A 14,965-nucleotide genomic window follows, 5' to 3' on the forward strand; every position below is an offset into this window, starting at 1 on the left:
GCGATGCCCTCCCCTGATTGCAACCGCACCACAAGGACCACCCGTGCCACACCTTGATATGAAAACGTTTACACCCCCCAGGCCACGCCGTCTCGCGCTCGCCATTGTCCTCGGCGTCAGCGTCGCGTTTACGGTCCCGCTCAGCGCACAGCCCGCCGCTGCAGCGCAGCCGTGGATGGACACCGCCTTGACTGCGGACCAGCGCGCCGACCGCCTGCTCGCGCAGATGAGCGAAGACGAAAAGTTCCAGATGCTGCGCAGCTACTTCGGCCTGGGCACCGACAAGATTCCCAAGCCCGACGGCGCGCTGGGCTCGGCCGGTTATGTCCCCGGCATTCCACGGCTCGGCATCCCGGCGCAGCAGCTGGCCGACGCCGGCGTGGGCGTGACCAATCCCGGCGGCATCCGCAAGGGCGACTACGCCACCGCGATGCCGTCCGGCCCGTCCACCGCATCGAGCTGGAATCCGCAGCTGGCCTACAACGGCGGCAAGACCATGGGCCGCGAATCCTGGCAGCAAGGCTTCAACGTGCTGCTGGCCGGCAGCGTCAACCTGCAGCGCGACCCACGCAACGGGCGCAATTTCGAATATGCCGGCGAAGACCCGCTGCTGGCCGGCACCATGGTCGGCGAATCGATTCGTGGCGTGCAGAGCGAGCATGTGCTGTCGACGATGAAACACTTCGCGCTCAACGACATGGAAACGCGGCGCAACTTCCATAGCGCGCAGATCGGCGAGCAGGCGATGCACGAATCGGACCTGCTGGCATTCGAGATCGCGCTGAAGATCGGCGACCCCGCCTCGGTGATGTGCTCCTACAACAAGATCAACGGCATCTACGGCTGCGAGCACGATTACCTGCTCAACCGGGTGCTCAAGCAGGAATGGAACTACCCCGGCTACGTGATGTCCGATTGGGGCGGCGTGCACAGCGGCTCCAAGGCGGCGCTGGCCGGACTGGATCAACAATCGGCCGGCGAAGTGTTCGATGCAGCGGTGTACTTCGACGCGCCGTTGCGCATGGCGGTGTCGGCCGGCGTGGTGCCACGTGCGCGCTTCGACGATATGGCCAAGCGCATCCTGCGCAGCCTGTTCGCGCATGGCGCGTTCGATCATCCGACCCAGCGCCAGCCGATCGACGGCAAGGCCGGGCTGCTGGCCGCGCAACATGTCGCCGAAGAAGGCAGCGTGCTGCTGCGTAACGAACAGGCCACCTTGCCGCTGTCCAAGGACGTGCGCCGCATCGCGGTGATCGGTGGGTACGCCGACAAGGGCGTGATGTCCGGCGGCGGTTCCTCGCGTGTGGACTACACCATCAACGGCGGCAACGCGGTGCCCGGCCTCACCCCGACCACCTGGCCTGGCCCGGTGATCATCCATCCATCCTCGCCGCTGCAGGCACTGCGCGCCGCATTGCCGAACGTGCAGATCGATTATGTCGACGGCAAGGACCGCGCTGCCGCAGCACGCGCGGCCAAGGCCGCCGATGTGGCCATCGTGTTCGCCACCCAATGGGCCGCCGAATCGGTGGACCTGCCGGACATGCAATTGCCCGACAAGCAGGACGCACTGATCGAGGCGGTGGCAAAAGCCAACCCCAGGACCACCGTGGTGCTGGAAACCAACGGCCCGGTGCGCATGCCGTGGGCCGAGCGTGTGCCGGCGGTATTGCAGGCGTGGTATCCGGGCATCGGCGGCGGCCAGGCGATCGCCAACCTGCTGACCGGCGCAGTGAATCCCTCCGGCCATCTGCCGGTGACCTGGCCGGTGGACGAATCGCAGCTGCCGCGCCCCTCGATTCCGGGCCTGGGCTTCAAGCCGGCCAAGCCGGGCGAAGACAGCATCGACTACGCCATCGAAGGTGCCAACGTTGGCTATAAATGGTTCGCCGCACGCAAGTTGACCCCGCGTTATCCGTTCGGCCACGGCCTGTCGTACACGCAGTTCCGCATGGGCGGGCTGCGCGTGGAGGCCAAGGGTAGCCAGCTCACCGCGCACTTCGAAGTGGAAAATATCGGCCCGCGCGAAGGCGCCGCCGTGCCGCAGCTCTACGTCACCCTGCCCGACGGTCATGCCACCCCGCTGCGCCTGATCGGCTGGCAGAAGCTCATGCTCAAGCCCGGCGAAAAGCGCAGCGTGCAGGTCGTGGCCGAACCGAAGACGCTGGCCGACTTCGATGCCAAGGCGCGTCACTGGACGATTGCTGCCGGCAGCTACCGCGTGCAGCTGGCGCGTTCGGCGAGCGAACCGGTGGAAAGTGCGGAGGTCACCTTGCAGGCGGTGCAGCTGCCGTAAGCCGGTGTCGCGGCAGGCGTGCATCGCACGCGTCCGCCACGCCGTCTTCTCAAGTCGCCGGCAGGCACCAGCCACCACGAAGAATGTATGCGGGATGCGTTGACAGCGTCGTGCGCAACTTGCACAATTCGCCCCCTGAGTCGCCCAGGTGGCGGAATTGGTAGACGCACTAGCTTCAGGTGCTAGCGGGGGCAACTTCGTGGAGGTTCGAGTCCTCTCCTGGGCACCACGACTCACGGTAGATCGCGAAAAACCCCGCTCAGGCGGGGTTTTTTGCGTTTGGGCAGCGCACCTGAATGTCGGCGCGTCGGCATGGATGACGCTGCCGATGGACAGCGCCGCAGCAGCGCGCATGCGGTGACTTTCGACACGCGACCCGTCGCGGCGGTGGCGGCCATGCTCCACGCCTCCGAGACGGGAACCCCAGCCAATGCCTCCCCTCCCCCGGCTTGTCCTGCTGCTTGCCGTTTTGAGTCCGCATGCGTGGGCAGACCAGACCGACACGCGCGATGCAGCTCACCATCGCGCGCACGTGTCGTCGCAGCAATGCGCGCTCGGCACGCCGTTCAATGTGCTCGCCGACAGCGGCGGCATCTGGCTTTACCGCGACAGCGACTGGCCGCGCGAAGTGTTCTTCCACGGCGGCGAACTGAGCATCGACCACAAGCTGCAGCAGATCAGTGATGCCGATGCGCAACGGCTGAGAGAGATGGAAACGCGGACCCGCGCCCTGATGCCGCAGGTCGCCGGCATTGCGCATGACGTGATCGACCTCAGTTACGACGCACTCGGCGGTGTCATCGAGGTGCTGACAGGCAGTGCGCTCAACGCCCGCAAGATCGAACGGATGCGCAGAGGCGCAAGCGCCTATGTCGATGGCACCCTGGGCAATGGGCGCTGGGATCAACAGGCGTTCGACGGCAACTTCGAACGCTACGTCGAACGCCACGCCGAAGACTTCAAAGGCAGCATCGCGCGCCACATGCTCTGGCAGATCGTCACCGGGCGCTCGGAGGGAATCGACAAACGCGCCCAACAGATGGACGGCCAACTGGATGCAAGGCTCGACGCCCAAGCATCCACCATCGAGGCCAACGCCAACAAGCTTTGCCCCCAGGTAGAAGCACTGCGCCAGCTGCAGGACGCGCTTGCGTTCCGCTACCAAGGCAAGCGGCTGCAACTGCTCGCACCGCTGGAGCAAGATACGCCCCACAATGACCGCGCGCATGCCGAACCGAAGCCCGGCAACGGCGACGCACCGCCGGGCGATGCAATCGAGGTGCAACCAGCATCAAACAGATGAGGTCGCGCGCAATCGGGTCAGATCAGCGTTTGCCGGGCGTGGCGGGCATGGTCTTGATGGTCTGCCTGATGGCGCTCGAACGGGTGAGATCTCCGCTTGCCTCGTACGCCTCGGCAAGACTGTCCAACGCATTCCTGGACGCAGGAAACAGCAGCACATTCAGTGCGAACACACGAATGGCCGCATCTGCACCGAGATTGGACAGAACGGTATAGCCGGTCGTGTTGACTATCCCCTCGAGTTGGTCGATGGGCACGCTCTTGTCGGCGCGCAGTGCATCGGCCATCGCCTGCGTGTCGTTATCGACAGGCGACTGCAGCGCGAAGGCGATGAGTTTCTCCGACACGGCTTCAGCGGGGAACCTCCGTGGCGCGATGCTCGCCATGAGGCTGTCGACCAGCACCCTGGACCACACACCGCGCGTGCTGCCATTGGTCAGGTAAACGATGGTGTAGCTATCGCCATCCAGCGCGTCGGCGAACAGCAGCCGCACCCTCACCCGCGCGCCGCCATCATGGCCCACGTACCGATAGGCGTCACTTGCGCCAACCTCCCAACCGCTGGCGAACCAACCGCGCTGCCCGTTGGACAGCACCTGCGGTTGCCAGAGCTGTTGCAGCGTTGCCTTGCCGACTAACTTGCCGTTTCGCATCGCTTCCACGAACGTCGCCAGATCATCGATGCTGGTGTACAGCTCGGCATGCCCGAGGGCGTAGTCGGGCCAGGCGATCTCCGGCTCTTTTTGCAGCTTTCCGTCCTTGCCGAGGTAGGCGCTGACGCTCCCATCGACCGGCAGCCGGGAACGTCCGAGGAAGGTGTGAGATAACTTCAACGGATCGATGATTCGCTCGGCCACGACCTGCGGATACGGCTTGCGGTAATGGGTCTGCAGCAGGTACGAAAGCACCAGATAGTTGGTATTGACGTAGCGGGTGCTGCTACCCGGCGCAAACAGCAGTGGCTGATTGCCCAGCGTGGCGAAAACCGCATGCAGATTTTCCGGAAACGAAGCGTTCGCCTGCGGCGAGCCGCGCATCTGCTCCTCGGTGAAATACTCGGGCAGCCCCGCGCTGTGGTTGAGGAGCTGCCGCACCGTGATCTTTCTCCAGCGCAGCGGCAGATCGTGCAGGTAAGCCCGTGCGGGTCGGTCCAGATCGATCTGCCCGGTCTCGACCAACTGCATGATCAACGTGCTCACCAGCAGCTTGCTCAGTGAAAACGCAGGGAATATCCGCTCAGGCGTCACCGGCTGCCGGCTGTCGAGATCGGCCAACCCATCGGCGCCGCGAAACACCAGCTTGCCGTTGTGGGCAACGTACACCGCCTGCCCCACGATGCCGTAGCGCTGCCGATTGCGCTGCATCTGCTGCGTCACGTCGTCAGCCAATCCATCAGCCGATGCGAACAACGGCAACCACAGCGAAAGGAAAAGCGCGGCCTGCAGCAGACACCACGTTGCCGCAGCCGGCGCTCGCAACGGACGATGGCGCTGGACATCGTGCAAATGCCCATCACATCGATGCAGCGCAAACCGGTCTCCCTCCGGTATCCCAGGCATGAGGCAGCAGGACGAAGACGACTCGGGCGTAGAAGGCATCATTGCCATTGAACTGCTCCCACTTGGAGAGCGTCAGTCTAGAGCGTGTTGACAAGCGCAGCACGATTGTCAGATCGGCTCACAAACCGTAGCGAGCACCCGACTGATTCAGCTGCCTCTTGTTGGATGCAGTCAGAACCCCAAGTCAAATACTGCGTCGGTCGAGGCCGCGGTGCCCTCACCGCTCCAAACGGTTTGCTGGTTGTTTTGAGAAGCGCTACGCACGCAGACCATCTCGACTGGTCCTTGCCCGCCCACCGTCGCGTGACCTTACGCGGCATGGATGCCGCGTAAGAGCCTAGATGGACGCACTTGCGACGTGTCCCGCGATGGTGGGCGGGCAAGGGCCCCGCAGCCAAGTCGCAGATCATCCGCTCTGCAGTAGACCGGCGCGAAGTCGTTTTCTTGGCCGCTCGTAGCGCCTTGTCAGCCGCGCCTAATGCCCACCACCCGCCGCTGCACCACCGGCACCCGCGCCGAACGGCGGCTTGGCCAGCCACAGGAAGAAGATGATCGCCAGGAAGGTCCAGCCGAGCAGGTAGAAAATGTCGTTGAAGCCCATCTGCGAGGCCTGGTGATTGATCATGTTGTTGAGCGATGCCGCGCCGCGTTGCAGGTCGCCCTGCCCCATCGCGGTGACCTGCTCCTGCATGCCCGGCGTGTACACCGAGATGTGCTCGGTGAGGTGCGCGTGGTGCACCTGGGTGCGACGGGCCCATAGATAGGTGGTCAACGATGCGGCAAAGCTGCCGCCCAGGGTCCGCAGGAACGTGGCCAGGCCGGAGCCTGCCGCGATCTCGCGCCCATCCAGGTCGGACAGCAGGATCTGCAACACCGGCATGAAGAACAGCGCCACGCCCACGCCCATCACCAATTGCACGGTGGCCACGTGATTGAAGTCCACCTGCAGGTTGAAGTTGGAGCGCAGGAAGCTGGTGAACGACAGGAAGATGAAGGCCACGGTGGCGAGCATGCGCAGGTCGAACCGCAGCGCGTACTTGCCGACGAACGGCGTCATCAACACCGGCAGGATGCCGATCGGCGCGGTGGCCAGACCGGCCCAGATCGCGGTATAGCCCAGATCGCGTTGCAGCCATTGCGGGATCAGCAGACTCACGCTGAAAAACGCCGCGTACGCCACCACCATCGCCAGCGTGCCCGCGCGGAAATTGCGGTGCCGGAACAGCTTGAGATCGACGATGGGATCCTTGTCGGTGAGTTCCCAGATCACGAACACCACCAGCGCCACTGCAGCGACGCAGGCCAGCACCACGATCTTGTCGGATGAGAACCAGTCCTCGTCGTTGCCCAGATCCAGCACCAGCTGCAACGCGCCCACACCGACCACCAGCAGGATCAGACCGATGTAGTCCATGCGCGGTTTTTCCATCTGCTCGGGGCGATGGCGCAATTGCGAACCGACGATGCTGCTGGCGATGATGCCCAGCGGCACGTTGATCAAAAAGATCCATTCCCAGCTGTAGTTGTCGGTGATCCAGCCACCCAGGATCGGCCCGGCGATCGGCGCGACCACGGTGATCATCGCCAGCAGGGCCAGCGCCTGTCCGCGTTTTTCGCGCGGGTAGATCGACACCAGCAGACTCTGGGTGATCGGATACATCGGTCCGGCCACGAAGCCCTGCAGCGCACGCGAGACCACCAGCATGCCCATGCTCTGCGCCAGGCCGCACAGCAGCGAGGCGATGGTGAAGGCCAGCGTCGACCACACGAACAACTTGGTTTCGCCGAAGCGACGGCTCAGCCAACCGGTCAACGGCAAGGCGATCGCCGTGCTCACTGCGAACGAGGTGATGACCCAGGTGGCCTGCTGCGAACTGGCGCCAAGATTGCCGGCGATGGTGGGCAGCGAGACATTGGCGATGGTGGTGTCCAGCACCTGCATGAACGAGGCCATCGCCAGGCCCGCCGTGCACAACGCAACGCTCGCCGGGCGGAAGCCGGCGGCGGGCGCCGGTGCCGCGGGGCCGCCGGGGGTGGTGGGAGCTTGCGAAGACATGGTGGCTTAGCCCGCCTTGCCGGCAGGCTGCGACGGCAGGTTGTCCTGGATGATGCGATGGATATCCGCGTCGGCCGCCTTCAGCTGCTGCGCGTAGACATCGGTGGAGAACACCGCGCCGTTGGCGAACTTGGTCGGCAACACCGTGCCCTGCTGGTCATGCAGATTGACCTCGACCTTCATCGACAAACCGATGCGCAGCGGATTGCCGGCCAGCTGTTTGGGATCCACTGCAATCCTTACCGGCACGCGCTGCACGATCTTGATCCAGTTGCCACTGGCGTTCTGCGCCGGCAACAGCGAGAAGGCGCTGCCGGTGCCCAGACCAAGGCTTTGGATGCGACCGGTGTAGCTGACGCCACTGCCGTACAGATCCGAATGCAGCTCCACTTCCTGGCCCAGGCGCATGTGCTTGAGCTGGGTTTCCTTGAAGTTGGCTTCCACCCACACCTGCTCCAGCGGTACCACCGCCATCAGCACGCTACCCGGCTGCACGCGCTGGCCGACCTGCGCCGAACGCCGCGCGACATAGCCCGACACCGGCGCAACCACGCCGGTGCGCGCATGATTCAAATAGGCCTGGCGCAGCTGCGCCGCGGCAGTCTGCACGTCCGGCTGATTGGCCAGCGCGCTGTCGTCGACCAGTGCACGGTTACGCTCGAAGCTCTCGCGCGAACCGCTCACAGCGACTTCGGCGGCGGCGAGCTCTTCGCGCGCATGCGCCAGTTCTTCGTTGGAAATCGCACCGCTGGCAGCCAGATTCTTGCGCCGCGCGAAATCGGCACGTGCGCTGCGCAAGGCCACCTCGCGCGACGACAGTTCGGCCTGTGCGCCTTCGACGCTGCGATACAGACCACGCACCTGACGCACGGTCTTGGCGAGGTTGGCTTGTGCCTGCTGCAACGCGACCTCGCTATCGGCCGGGTCCAGCTGCACCAGCAACTGGCCGCGCTCCACGCGCATACCGTCTTCGGCGCCGATGCTGACCACCGTGCCGCCCACCATCGGGGTGATCTGCACCTGGTTGCCCTGCACGTAAGCGTCGTCGGTGTCTTCGTGCCAGCGGCCGACCAGGAAGTACCACGCCACGATGCCGATGATCGCCAGGATCACCACAATGGCCACGAGACGCAGCAGCATGCGGCGCTTGCTCGGGGCAGCGGGCGCGGGTTGGGGAGAAGTTGCAGTGGTCTGGCTCATCGTCGCTGTCTCAGGAATGCGGTTGTGCGGAAGTGGGCGCGGTGCGTGCGGTATCGCGTGCGGGTTCGGGCGTGAATCCGCCGCCCAGCGCACGCTGCAACCTCACCGAGGCCAAAAGTTGTTGCGATTGCAGGCCGGCCATGCGCTCGCGTGCGACCAGCAATTGCTCCTGCACGCTGAGCACTTCCAGGTAACTGCCGATGCCGGCGCGGTAGCGTTGCTGCGCGAGATCGAAGGCCGCAGTCACGGTCTGCACGGCGTCGTTCTGCGCACGCGCACGCTGCTCCAGCGAACGCACCGCAGTGACCTGGTCGGCCACCTCGCGCAGCGCGTCGAGCACCTTCTGGTTGTAATCGGCCACCGCCAGGTCGTACTGCGCATCGCTGCCGGCCAGGCCGGCGCGCAGCTTGCCGCCATCGAAGATCGGCAGGCTCAAGGCTGGCGCCACCAGCCCGAACACCGAACCGCTTTCCAGCAGCTTGCCGACGTCCGGGTTGATTACCCCGCCCAGGGCGGTGAGGTTGAGACTGGGATAGAAGCGGGTCTTGGCGACCGCGATGCCCTTGTCGGCCGCCTCCACACGCCAGCGCGCGGCGACCACGTCCGGGCGACGGCCGAGCAGATCGGCCGGCAGGTTGCTCGGCAACTGCAGCGCGATCGTTGCAGCCAATGTCGGGCGGGCAATGTCCAGCCCGCGATCCGGGCCCTGCCCGACCAAGGCGGCCAGCGCGGTACGGGCTTGGTCGATCTGCTGTTGCGCGGACTGCACCTGTTGCTGCGCGGCGGGCACGCGCGCCTGTGATTGGCGCACCTGCAATTCGCTATCGATGCCGGCACTGCGACGCTGCCGGGTCAGCTCCAGGGTCTTCTGCGCGCGGGCCAACTCATCGTTGGCCACATCGTGCAGGTTCCATGCGTAGGCGAGCTGCGCGTAGCCTTCGGCGATTGCGGCCGACAGGTTGAGGCGCGCCGCCTGCGCGTCCACTTCGGACGCATGCGCCTGGTCGACAGCCGCTTCCCACGCAGTACGCTTGCCGCCCCACAGATCGATGCCGTAACGGAAATCCAGCGCCGCCTGCGCGCTGCCACCGTAGCTGCCGCCGAGTTCGTCGCCGACCATCGATTCGGGCAGTTGCAGACCGGTGTAGCCGCCAGACACCGACAGGCTCGGGCCACGATCGGCCTGCGCGGTGCCGGTGCGCGCCTGGGCCTGGCGCAGGCGCGCGTCGGCGGCCGCCAGGCTGGGGCTGTGCTGCAGGCCTTCGGCAATCAGGGCGTCCAGTTGCGGGTCGCCCAGGGCGCGCCACCAATCGCTGGCCGGCCATGCGGCCGGGCTCAGGGTGGCGTGCGCCAGGGTGCGTTCGGCGTGTAGTGCGCCAGGTTCGAGCACGCTGCCTTGCGGGGCCAGGCCATGGCTGCTGGCGCAGGCCGCCAGCGCCAACGTCAGCGCGGTGAGGACCAGCGGCCGCAGCAAGCGCGGGCGCGACGTCTGGATCGGGGAACTAGCAGCGTTCATGAGTTGAGTGCATCGCGGACACGGATAAGAAGAGAAGTGAGTTGCTCGCGTTCGGGCACGGCCAGATCGCGCAGACCGTGCTCGATCGCACGCTCGCCGCGCAGCTTCAGCCGCTCCCACAGCGCCACGCCCTGTTCGGTCATCACGATCTGCAGCGCGCGCCGATCCTGCGCATGCGGCTCGCGGCGCACCGCGCCGAGCGCTTCTAGCTTGTCGAGCAGGCGGGTGACCGCGCTCGGGGTCTGGTCCAGCGCCAGCGCCAGTTCGTTGGCCGTGCACGGCGAGCGCACCGCCAGGATCTTCAGCCCGACGTAGTGGCTGAAACCGAAATCGGGCAGCTCGCCCTTCATCTCGGCATCGAGCTGGCGCATCAGTGCATCGCGCACTTGGCGCAACAGCAGGCCGAACGACGGCGAGGTGGCGGAGAGATCATCCATAGCGGCACATTTTGTTCCGAAAAATATATTTGTCAACGCAAATATCCCGGAAGGGATTAAACCGCCAGCAAGGATCGCCACCTTACGCGCCTGTTGCGCTGGCCCGGTAATACAATTGCGCCAATGACTATCGAAAACCCGCCAACCACCATCGACGCGCTGCCACCAGGCGTGCGCGCCAGCTTTGAATGGGCCGATGGCCCGGAAGTGATCGCGTTCCTGGCCGATCTGCGCGCGGTATGGGCACCGGAGACCGACTGGCATGCGCACGTGCGCGGCCAGCTGATGTATGTGGAGCAAGGCGTACTGACCGTGCACACCGAACAAGGCACCCTGTCGCTACCGCCGGGGTGTGCCGGCTGGATGCCGCCCGGCCAGAAGCACACGGTCGAGTTGGCCGGGCCGATGCGCGGCTGGGGCGTGGTGGTCAGGCCGGATGCCTGCGCCACGCTGCCGACGCAAGGCGGGGTGATCCGTCTGACCGGGTTGGCGCGCGAAGTCATCATGCGCGCGGCCGGCTGGCCGCTGCACCAGCCGCTGGATGCCGCCCGGCAACGGCTGGCGGCAGTGCTGCTGGACGAACTGTGCCAGGCGCAGATCGACCACCTGCATCTGCCGATGCCGGCCGACCGCCGGCTGTTGCGCATCGCCCGGCAGCTGCTCGACACCCCTGCCGACCCGCGCCCGCTCGACGCCTGGGCCGACTGGGGCGGGTTGTCGGCACGCAGCCTGAGCCGGCATTTTCGCCACGAGACCGGGCTGAGTTTCGCGCAGTGGCGGCAACAGGCGCGGCTGGCCGAAGGCCTGCGGCGCCTCAGTCAGGGCACGCCGGTCGCACAGGTGGCCGACCAGCTCGGATACAGCAGCCCCAGCGCCTTCGTCAGCGTGTTCCACCGCCATTTCGGCGCTCCACCGACGCGGTATCTGGCCGGCACGCACGCGCGCGGCTTGGCATCCCCCGCCGCATCAGGATAATCGGCGCTCTTCGAGCTCGCGCTACGGCGCAGGCTCTTCTTTCGTAGGACCTGGCTTTACATGACCGATCTGACCCGCCCCACCTTCCACGGCTTCGAACAGCTGCCGCTGCGCGAGTACGCCGAACGCGCCTATCTCGACTATTCGATGTACGTGGTGCTCGACCGCGCCCTGCCGTTCCTGGGTGACGGCCTGAAGCCGGTGCAGCGGCGCATCATCTTCGCAATGAGCGAGCTGGGCCTGAACGCAGCCGCCAAGCCGAAGAAGTCCGCACGCACCGTGGGCGATGTGATCGGCAAGTACCATCCGCACGGCGACAGCGCCTGCTACGAAGCGCTGGTGCTGATGGCGCAGCCGTTCTCCTACCGCTATCCGCTGATCGAGGGCCAGGGCAACTTCGGCTCCACCGACGACCCCAAGTCGTTCGCGGCGATGCGCTACACCGAATCCAAGCTGACCCCGATCGCCGAAGTGCTGCTGGGCGAGATCAGCCAGGGCACCACCGACTGGGCCGCCAATTTCGACGGCACCCTGGAAGAGCCGACCTGGTTGCCCGCGCGCCTGCCGCACCTGCTGCTCAACGGCACCACCGGCATCGCGGTGGGCATGGCTACCGACGTGCCGCCGCACAACCTCAACGAGATCGTCAGCGCGCTGCTGCGACTGCTCGACAACCCCGATGCCACGGTCGCCGAACTGTGCGAGCACGTGCTGGGCCCGGACTACCCCACCACTGCCGAGATCATCACCCCGGTGGCCGACCTGCGCGCCATCTACGAGACCGGCCACGGCAGCGTGCGTGCGCGTGCCACCTACAAGAAAGAACACGCCAACATCGTCATCGACGCGCTGCCCTATCAGGTGTCGCCGTCCAAGGTGATCGAGCAGATCGCCCAGCAGATGCGCGCCAAGAAGCTGCCGTGGCTGGAAGACATCCGCGACGAGTCCGACCACACCAGCCCGGTGCGGGTGGTGCTGGTGCCGCGCTCCAACCGCGTCGATGCCGAACAGCTGATGGGCCACCTGTTCGTCACTACCGATCTTGAGCGCAGCTACCGCGTCAACCTCAACGTGATCGGCCTGGATGGCCGCCCGCAGGTCAAGAACCTGCGCCAGTTGCTGAGCGAATGGCTGACCTTCCGCAGCGATACCGTCACCCGCCGCCTCAACCATCGCCTGCAGAAGGTCGAGCGTCGCCTGCACCTGTTGGAAGGCCTGTTGATCGCCTTCCTCAATCTGGACGAAGTGATTCGCATCGTCCGCAGCGAGGACGAACCCAAGCCGGTGTTGATCGCCCGTTTCGCGCTCAGCGAGGAACAGGCCGAATACATCCTGGAAACCAAGCTGCGTCAGCTGGCGCGCCTGGAAGAAATGAAGATCCGCGGCGAGCAGGAAGCATTGGCCAAGGAACGCGCGCAGTTGATGGCGATCCTGGAAAGCAAGACCAAGCTGAAGAAGCTGATCAAGGACGAGCTCACCGCCGACGCCAAGAAGTTCGGCGATGCGCGTCGCTCGCCGCTGGTGCAGCGTGGCGCCGCGCAGGCGATCGACGAAACCGAAATGGTCGCCAGCGAACCGATGACCGTGGTGTTGTCGGAGAAGGGCTGGGTGCGTGCGGCCAAGGGCCATGAGGTCGATCCGGCCGGCATGGCCTACCGCGATGGTGACAGCCTGCTGGCGGCGGTGCGTAGCCGCAGCACGCATCAGGTGGCCTTCCTGGATTCGGAAGGCCGCGCCTATTCGACCGCCGTGCATACCCTGCCCTCGGCGCGTGGCAATGGCGAACCATTGACCGGGCGTTTCTCGCCGGGCTCGGGCGCCGCGTTCCAGGTCATGGCCAGCGCCGACAACGCCACCCGCTTCGTGCTGGCGTCCTCGCACGGCTATGGCTTCGTCACCCGCTTCGAAAACCTCACCGGCCGCAACAAGGCCGGCAAGGCAATGCTCAACCTGACCGCCGGCTCGCACGTACTCACACCCGCGCAGGTGAGCAACCCGCAGACCGACCGCATCGTCGCCGTCACCAGCGCCGGCAACCTGCTGGCGGTGCCGGCCACCGACGTGCCCGAGCTGGACAAGGGCAAAGGCAACAAGATCATCGAGATCCCCAAGGCCAAGCTCGGCACCGAGCGCGTGGTGGCGGTGGTCGCGGTGGCGCCCGGCAACACGCTGCTAGTGCGCAGCGGCGCGCGCACCATGAGCCTGTCGTTCAAGGATCTGGACACGTATGTGGGGACGCGTGCGAGTCGTGGGGCGTTGTTGCCGAGAGGGTGGCAGAAAGTGGATGGACTGGAAGTGCAGTAACGGGCTGTCATCCAATCGGCGCGCGGCGGCGCGTTCGCCAGTGTCGCCGCCGCGTTTCACCGAGGCGCGGCAGAAGCTAGGAGGACGGGATCTTCCATTGCAATGAATCACCAACGCACCGCGTTGCGGCGCATTGGCTGGGAGGTTCAATGCTGTACGCGGATGGCCAAGCATCAAAAGCCGGTGATCTCATCGAGATCGACGCGCAATACCGCGGGAATGTCGTTGCCTGCATGGACACGGCCGATTATCTTCCGGGCCACGAGAGCTGGAGCTATCTTGGCCACGGCATCATGGTCGACACGGATTTTTGTGGCCTGGTTCATTACGACCAGGCCTCTGCCGATGCAGAGGGACTGCTGCTCATTGCGCGTCTGCCAGCCAGTTGAATCACGCAGTCAGATCCATCGGTGGCGCGCGGCTTGATTGAAGCAATTGCTGTAGCGTCGCGGCGGAAGCGCCGGACAGAGTTCGGTGCGCCCTCCTCCCGGCATGCAACCACCCAGCCGGCGATTTGATCGATGCGCTTGGCTGAAAAAACGAACTTCATCACCTGCAGCACTGAGCAGCCGCGCCGCGCTACGCACACAGGCACGATTTTTTCATAAGCGCGATGCCGCACTGCGTTGCACCAACACGACGAGACCATGAACACAGATTTCTGGCTGCAACGCTGGCAGGACGGACAGACCGGCTTCCATCAGGACGAGGTGATGCCGCTGCTGCAGAAGCACTGGCCCGCGTTGCAGTTGCCACACGCTGCACGCGTGTTGGTGCCGCTCTGCGGCAAGACGCTGGATATGCATTGGCTGGCTGCGCAAGGCCATCGTGTGCTGGGCGTAGAGGTCTCGCCGCTGGCGGTGACGCAGTTCTTCGATGACGCCAACCTGCAACCGCAGCGCCACACCAGCAGCGCGGGCGAACATTTCATCGCCGGCCCGATCGAGATCATCTGCGGCGACGCCTTCGCGCTGGACGCGCAGGTGCTGGCCGAGTGCATGGCGGTCTACGACCGCGCCGCGCTGGTGGCCTTGCCGGCGGACCTGCGCCAGCAGTATCTGCAAACCACCTACGCGCGCTTGCCTGCAATGTGTCGCGGGTTGCTGATCACGCTGGACTATCCGCAAGTCGAAAAGGCCGGCCCGCCTTTCGCGGTGGATGCTGCCCAGGTGCAGGCGCTGTTTCAGGCGCAATGGCAGGTGCAGCAGCTGGAACAGCGCGACATCCTGGATCAGGAACCGCGCTTCCGTGCCGACGACGTCACCGCGCTATCCACCGCGGTGTATCGACTGCAACGCCGCTGACAGCGTCGAGACAAGG

General features: G+C 65.4%; 11 protein-coding genes and 1 tRNA gene. 7 read left to right on the forward strand and 5 right to left on the reverse strand.

Annotated features, from left to right (window positions below):
- Positions 1 to 58 precede the first annotated feature (58 nt).
- The 3 genes from GGR61_RS01410 (at position 59) to GGR61_RS01420 (ending at position 3,599) form a co-directional block, all read left to right on the forward strand.
- Positions 59 to 2,296 (forward strand): glycoside hydrolase family 3 protein, encoded by a 2,238-nt coding sequence (locus GGR61_RS01410; protein WP_184620220.1) that lies wholly within the window; start codon positions 59 to 61, stop codon positions 2,294 to 2,296.
- A 142-nt stretch (positions 2,297 to 2,438) separates the two neighbouring features.
- A tRNA-Leu gene (locus tag GGR61_RS01415) sits at positions 2,439 to 2,525 on the forward strand.
- A gap of 201 nt (positions 2,526 to 2,726) precedes the next feature.
- Entirely contained in the window at positions 2,727 to 3,599 is an 873-nt protein-coding gene (locus GGR61_RS01420) for a DUF2884 family protein (RefSeq protein ID WP_184620221.1), read from the forward strand.
- 22 nt (positions 3,600 to 3,621) lie between these two features.
- On the opposite strand, the gene GGR61_RS01425 is transcribed toward GGR61_RS01420, so the two are convergent.
- The 5 genes from GGR61_RS01425 to GGR61_RS01445 form a co-directional block, all read right to left on the reverse strand.
- Positions 3,622 to 5,205, reverse strand: a complete 1,584-nt coding sequence (locus GGR61_RS01425; RefSeq protein ID WP_260286793.1) for a serine hydrolase domain-containing protein — start codon at positions 5,203 to 5,205, stop codon at positions 3,622 to 3,624.
- 427 nt (positions 5,206 to 5,632) lie between these two features.
- A complete protein-coding gene (locus GGR61_RS01430) occupies positions 5,633 to 7,213 on the reverse strand; it encodes a DHA2 family efflux MFS transporter permease subunit (RefSeq protein WP_184620222.1) in 1,581 nt (526 codons plus the stop codon).
- Between the two features lie 6 nt (positions 7,214 to 7,219).
- A complete protein-coding gene (locus GGR61_RS01435) occupies positions 7,220 to 8,413 on the reverse strand; it encodes an efflux RND transporter periplasmic adaptor subunit (RefSeq protein WP_184620223.1) in 1,194 nt (397 codons plus the stop codon).
- Positions 8,414 to 8,423: 10 nt separating this feature from the next.
- Entirely contained in the window at positions 8,424 to 9,929 is a 1,506-nt protein-coding gene (locus GGR61_RS01440) for an AdeC/AdeK/OprM family multidrug efflux complex outer membrane factor (protein ID WP_184405976.1), read from the reverse strand.
- Positions 9,926 to 10,366, reverse strand: a complete 441-nt coding sequence (locus GGR61_RS01445; RefSeq protein ID WP_184405974.1) for a MarR family transcriptional regulator — start codon at positions 10,364 to 10,366, stop codon at positions 9,926 to 9,928. Before GGR61_RS01445 ends, GGR61_RS01440 begins: the two co-directional genes overlap by 4 nt.
- 123 nt (positions 10,367 to 10,489) lie before the next feature.
- On the opposite strand from GGR61_RS01445, the gene GGR61_RS01450 reads away from it, so the two are divergent.
- From GGR61_RS01450 to GGR61_RS01465, 4 genes are all read left to right on the forward strand, one after another.
- Positions 10,490 to 11,341, forward strand: a complete 852-nt coding sequence (locus tag GGR61_RS01450) for a helix-turn-helix transcriptional regulator (RefSeq protein WP_184620224.1) — start codon at positions 10,490 to 10,492, stop codon at positions 11,339 to 11,341.
- Between the two features lie 60 nt (positions 11,342 to 11,401).
- Positions 11,402 to 13,645, forward strand: a complete 2,244-nt coding sequence (parC, locus tag GGR61_RS01455) for a DNA topoisomerase IV subunit A (RefSeq protein WP_184620225.1) — start codon at positions 11,402 to 11,404, stop codon at positions 13,643 to 13,645.
- A 149-nt stretch (positions 13,646 to 13,794) separates the two neighbouring features.
- Positions 13,795 to 14,034 (forward strand): hypothetical protein, encoded by a 240-nt coding sequence (locus tag GGR61_RS01460; protein WP_184405969.1) that lies wholly within the window; start codon positions 13,795 to 13,797, stop codon positions 14,032 to 14,034.
- Between the two features lie 258 nt (positions 14,035 to 14,292).
- Positions 14,293 to 14,949 (forward strand): thiopurine S-methyltransferase, encoded by a 657-nt coding sequence (locus tag GGR61_RS01465; protein WP_184620226.1) that lies wholly within the window; start codon positions 14,293 to 14,295, stop codon positions 14,947 to 14,949.
- Positions 14,950 to 14,965: the final 16 nt, after the last annotated feature.

The organism is Xanthomonas sp. 3058 (assembly GCF_014199765.1).
Taxonomy (GTDB): Bacteria; Pseudomonadota; Gammaproteobacteria; order Xanthomonadales; family Xanthomonadaceae; genus Xanthomonas; species Xanthomonas campestris_B.

Bases quoted from the DNA above. Each gene is read 5' to 3' on its own strand.
- GGR61_RS01440 (WP_184405976.1), bottom strand. From the start codon at position 9,929: ATGAACGCTGCTAGTTCCCCGATCCAGACGTCGCGCCCGCGCTTGCTG.
- GGR61_RS01465 (WP_184620226.1), top strand. From the start codon at position 14,293: ATGAACACAGATTTCTGGCTGCAACGCTGGCAGGACGGACAGACCGGC.
- GGR61_RS01430 (WP_184620222.1), bottom strand. From the start codon at position 7,213: ATGTCTTCGCAAGCTCCCACCACCCCCGGCGGCCCCGCGGCACCGGCG.
- GGR61_RS01410 (WP_184620220.1), top strand. From the start codon at position 59: ATGAAAACGTTTACACCCCCCAGGCCACGCCGTCTCGCGCTCGCCATT.
- GGR61_RS01450 (WP_184620224.1), top strand. From the start codon at position 10,490: ATGACTATCGAAAACCCGCCAACCACCATCGACGCGCTGCCACCAGGC.
- GGR61_RS01420 (WP_184620221.1), top strand. From the start codon at position 2,727: ATGCCTCCCCTCCCCCGGCTTGTCCTGCTGCTTGCCGTTTTGAGTCCG.
- GGR61_RS01460 (WP_184405969.1), top strand. From the start codon at position 13,795: ATGCTGTACGCGGATGGCCAAGCATCAAAAGCCGGTGATCTCATCGAG.
- GGR61_RS01425 (WP_260286793.1), bottom strand. From the start codon at position 5,205: ATGGCAATGATGCCTTCTACGCCCGAGTCGTCTTCGTCCTGCTGCCTC.
- GGR61_RS01445 (WP_184405974.1), bottom strand. From the start codon at position 10,366: ATGGATGATCTCTCCGCCACCTCGCCGTCGTTCGGCCTGCTGTTGCGC.
- GGR61_RS01435 (WP_184620223.1), bottom strand. From the start codon at position 8,413: ATGAGCCAGACCACTGCAACTTCTCCCCAACCCGCGCCCGCTGCCCCG.
- parC (WP_184620225.1), top strand. From the start codon at position 11,402: ATGACCGATCTGACCCGCCCCACCTTCCACGGCTTCGAACAGCTGCCG.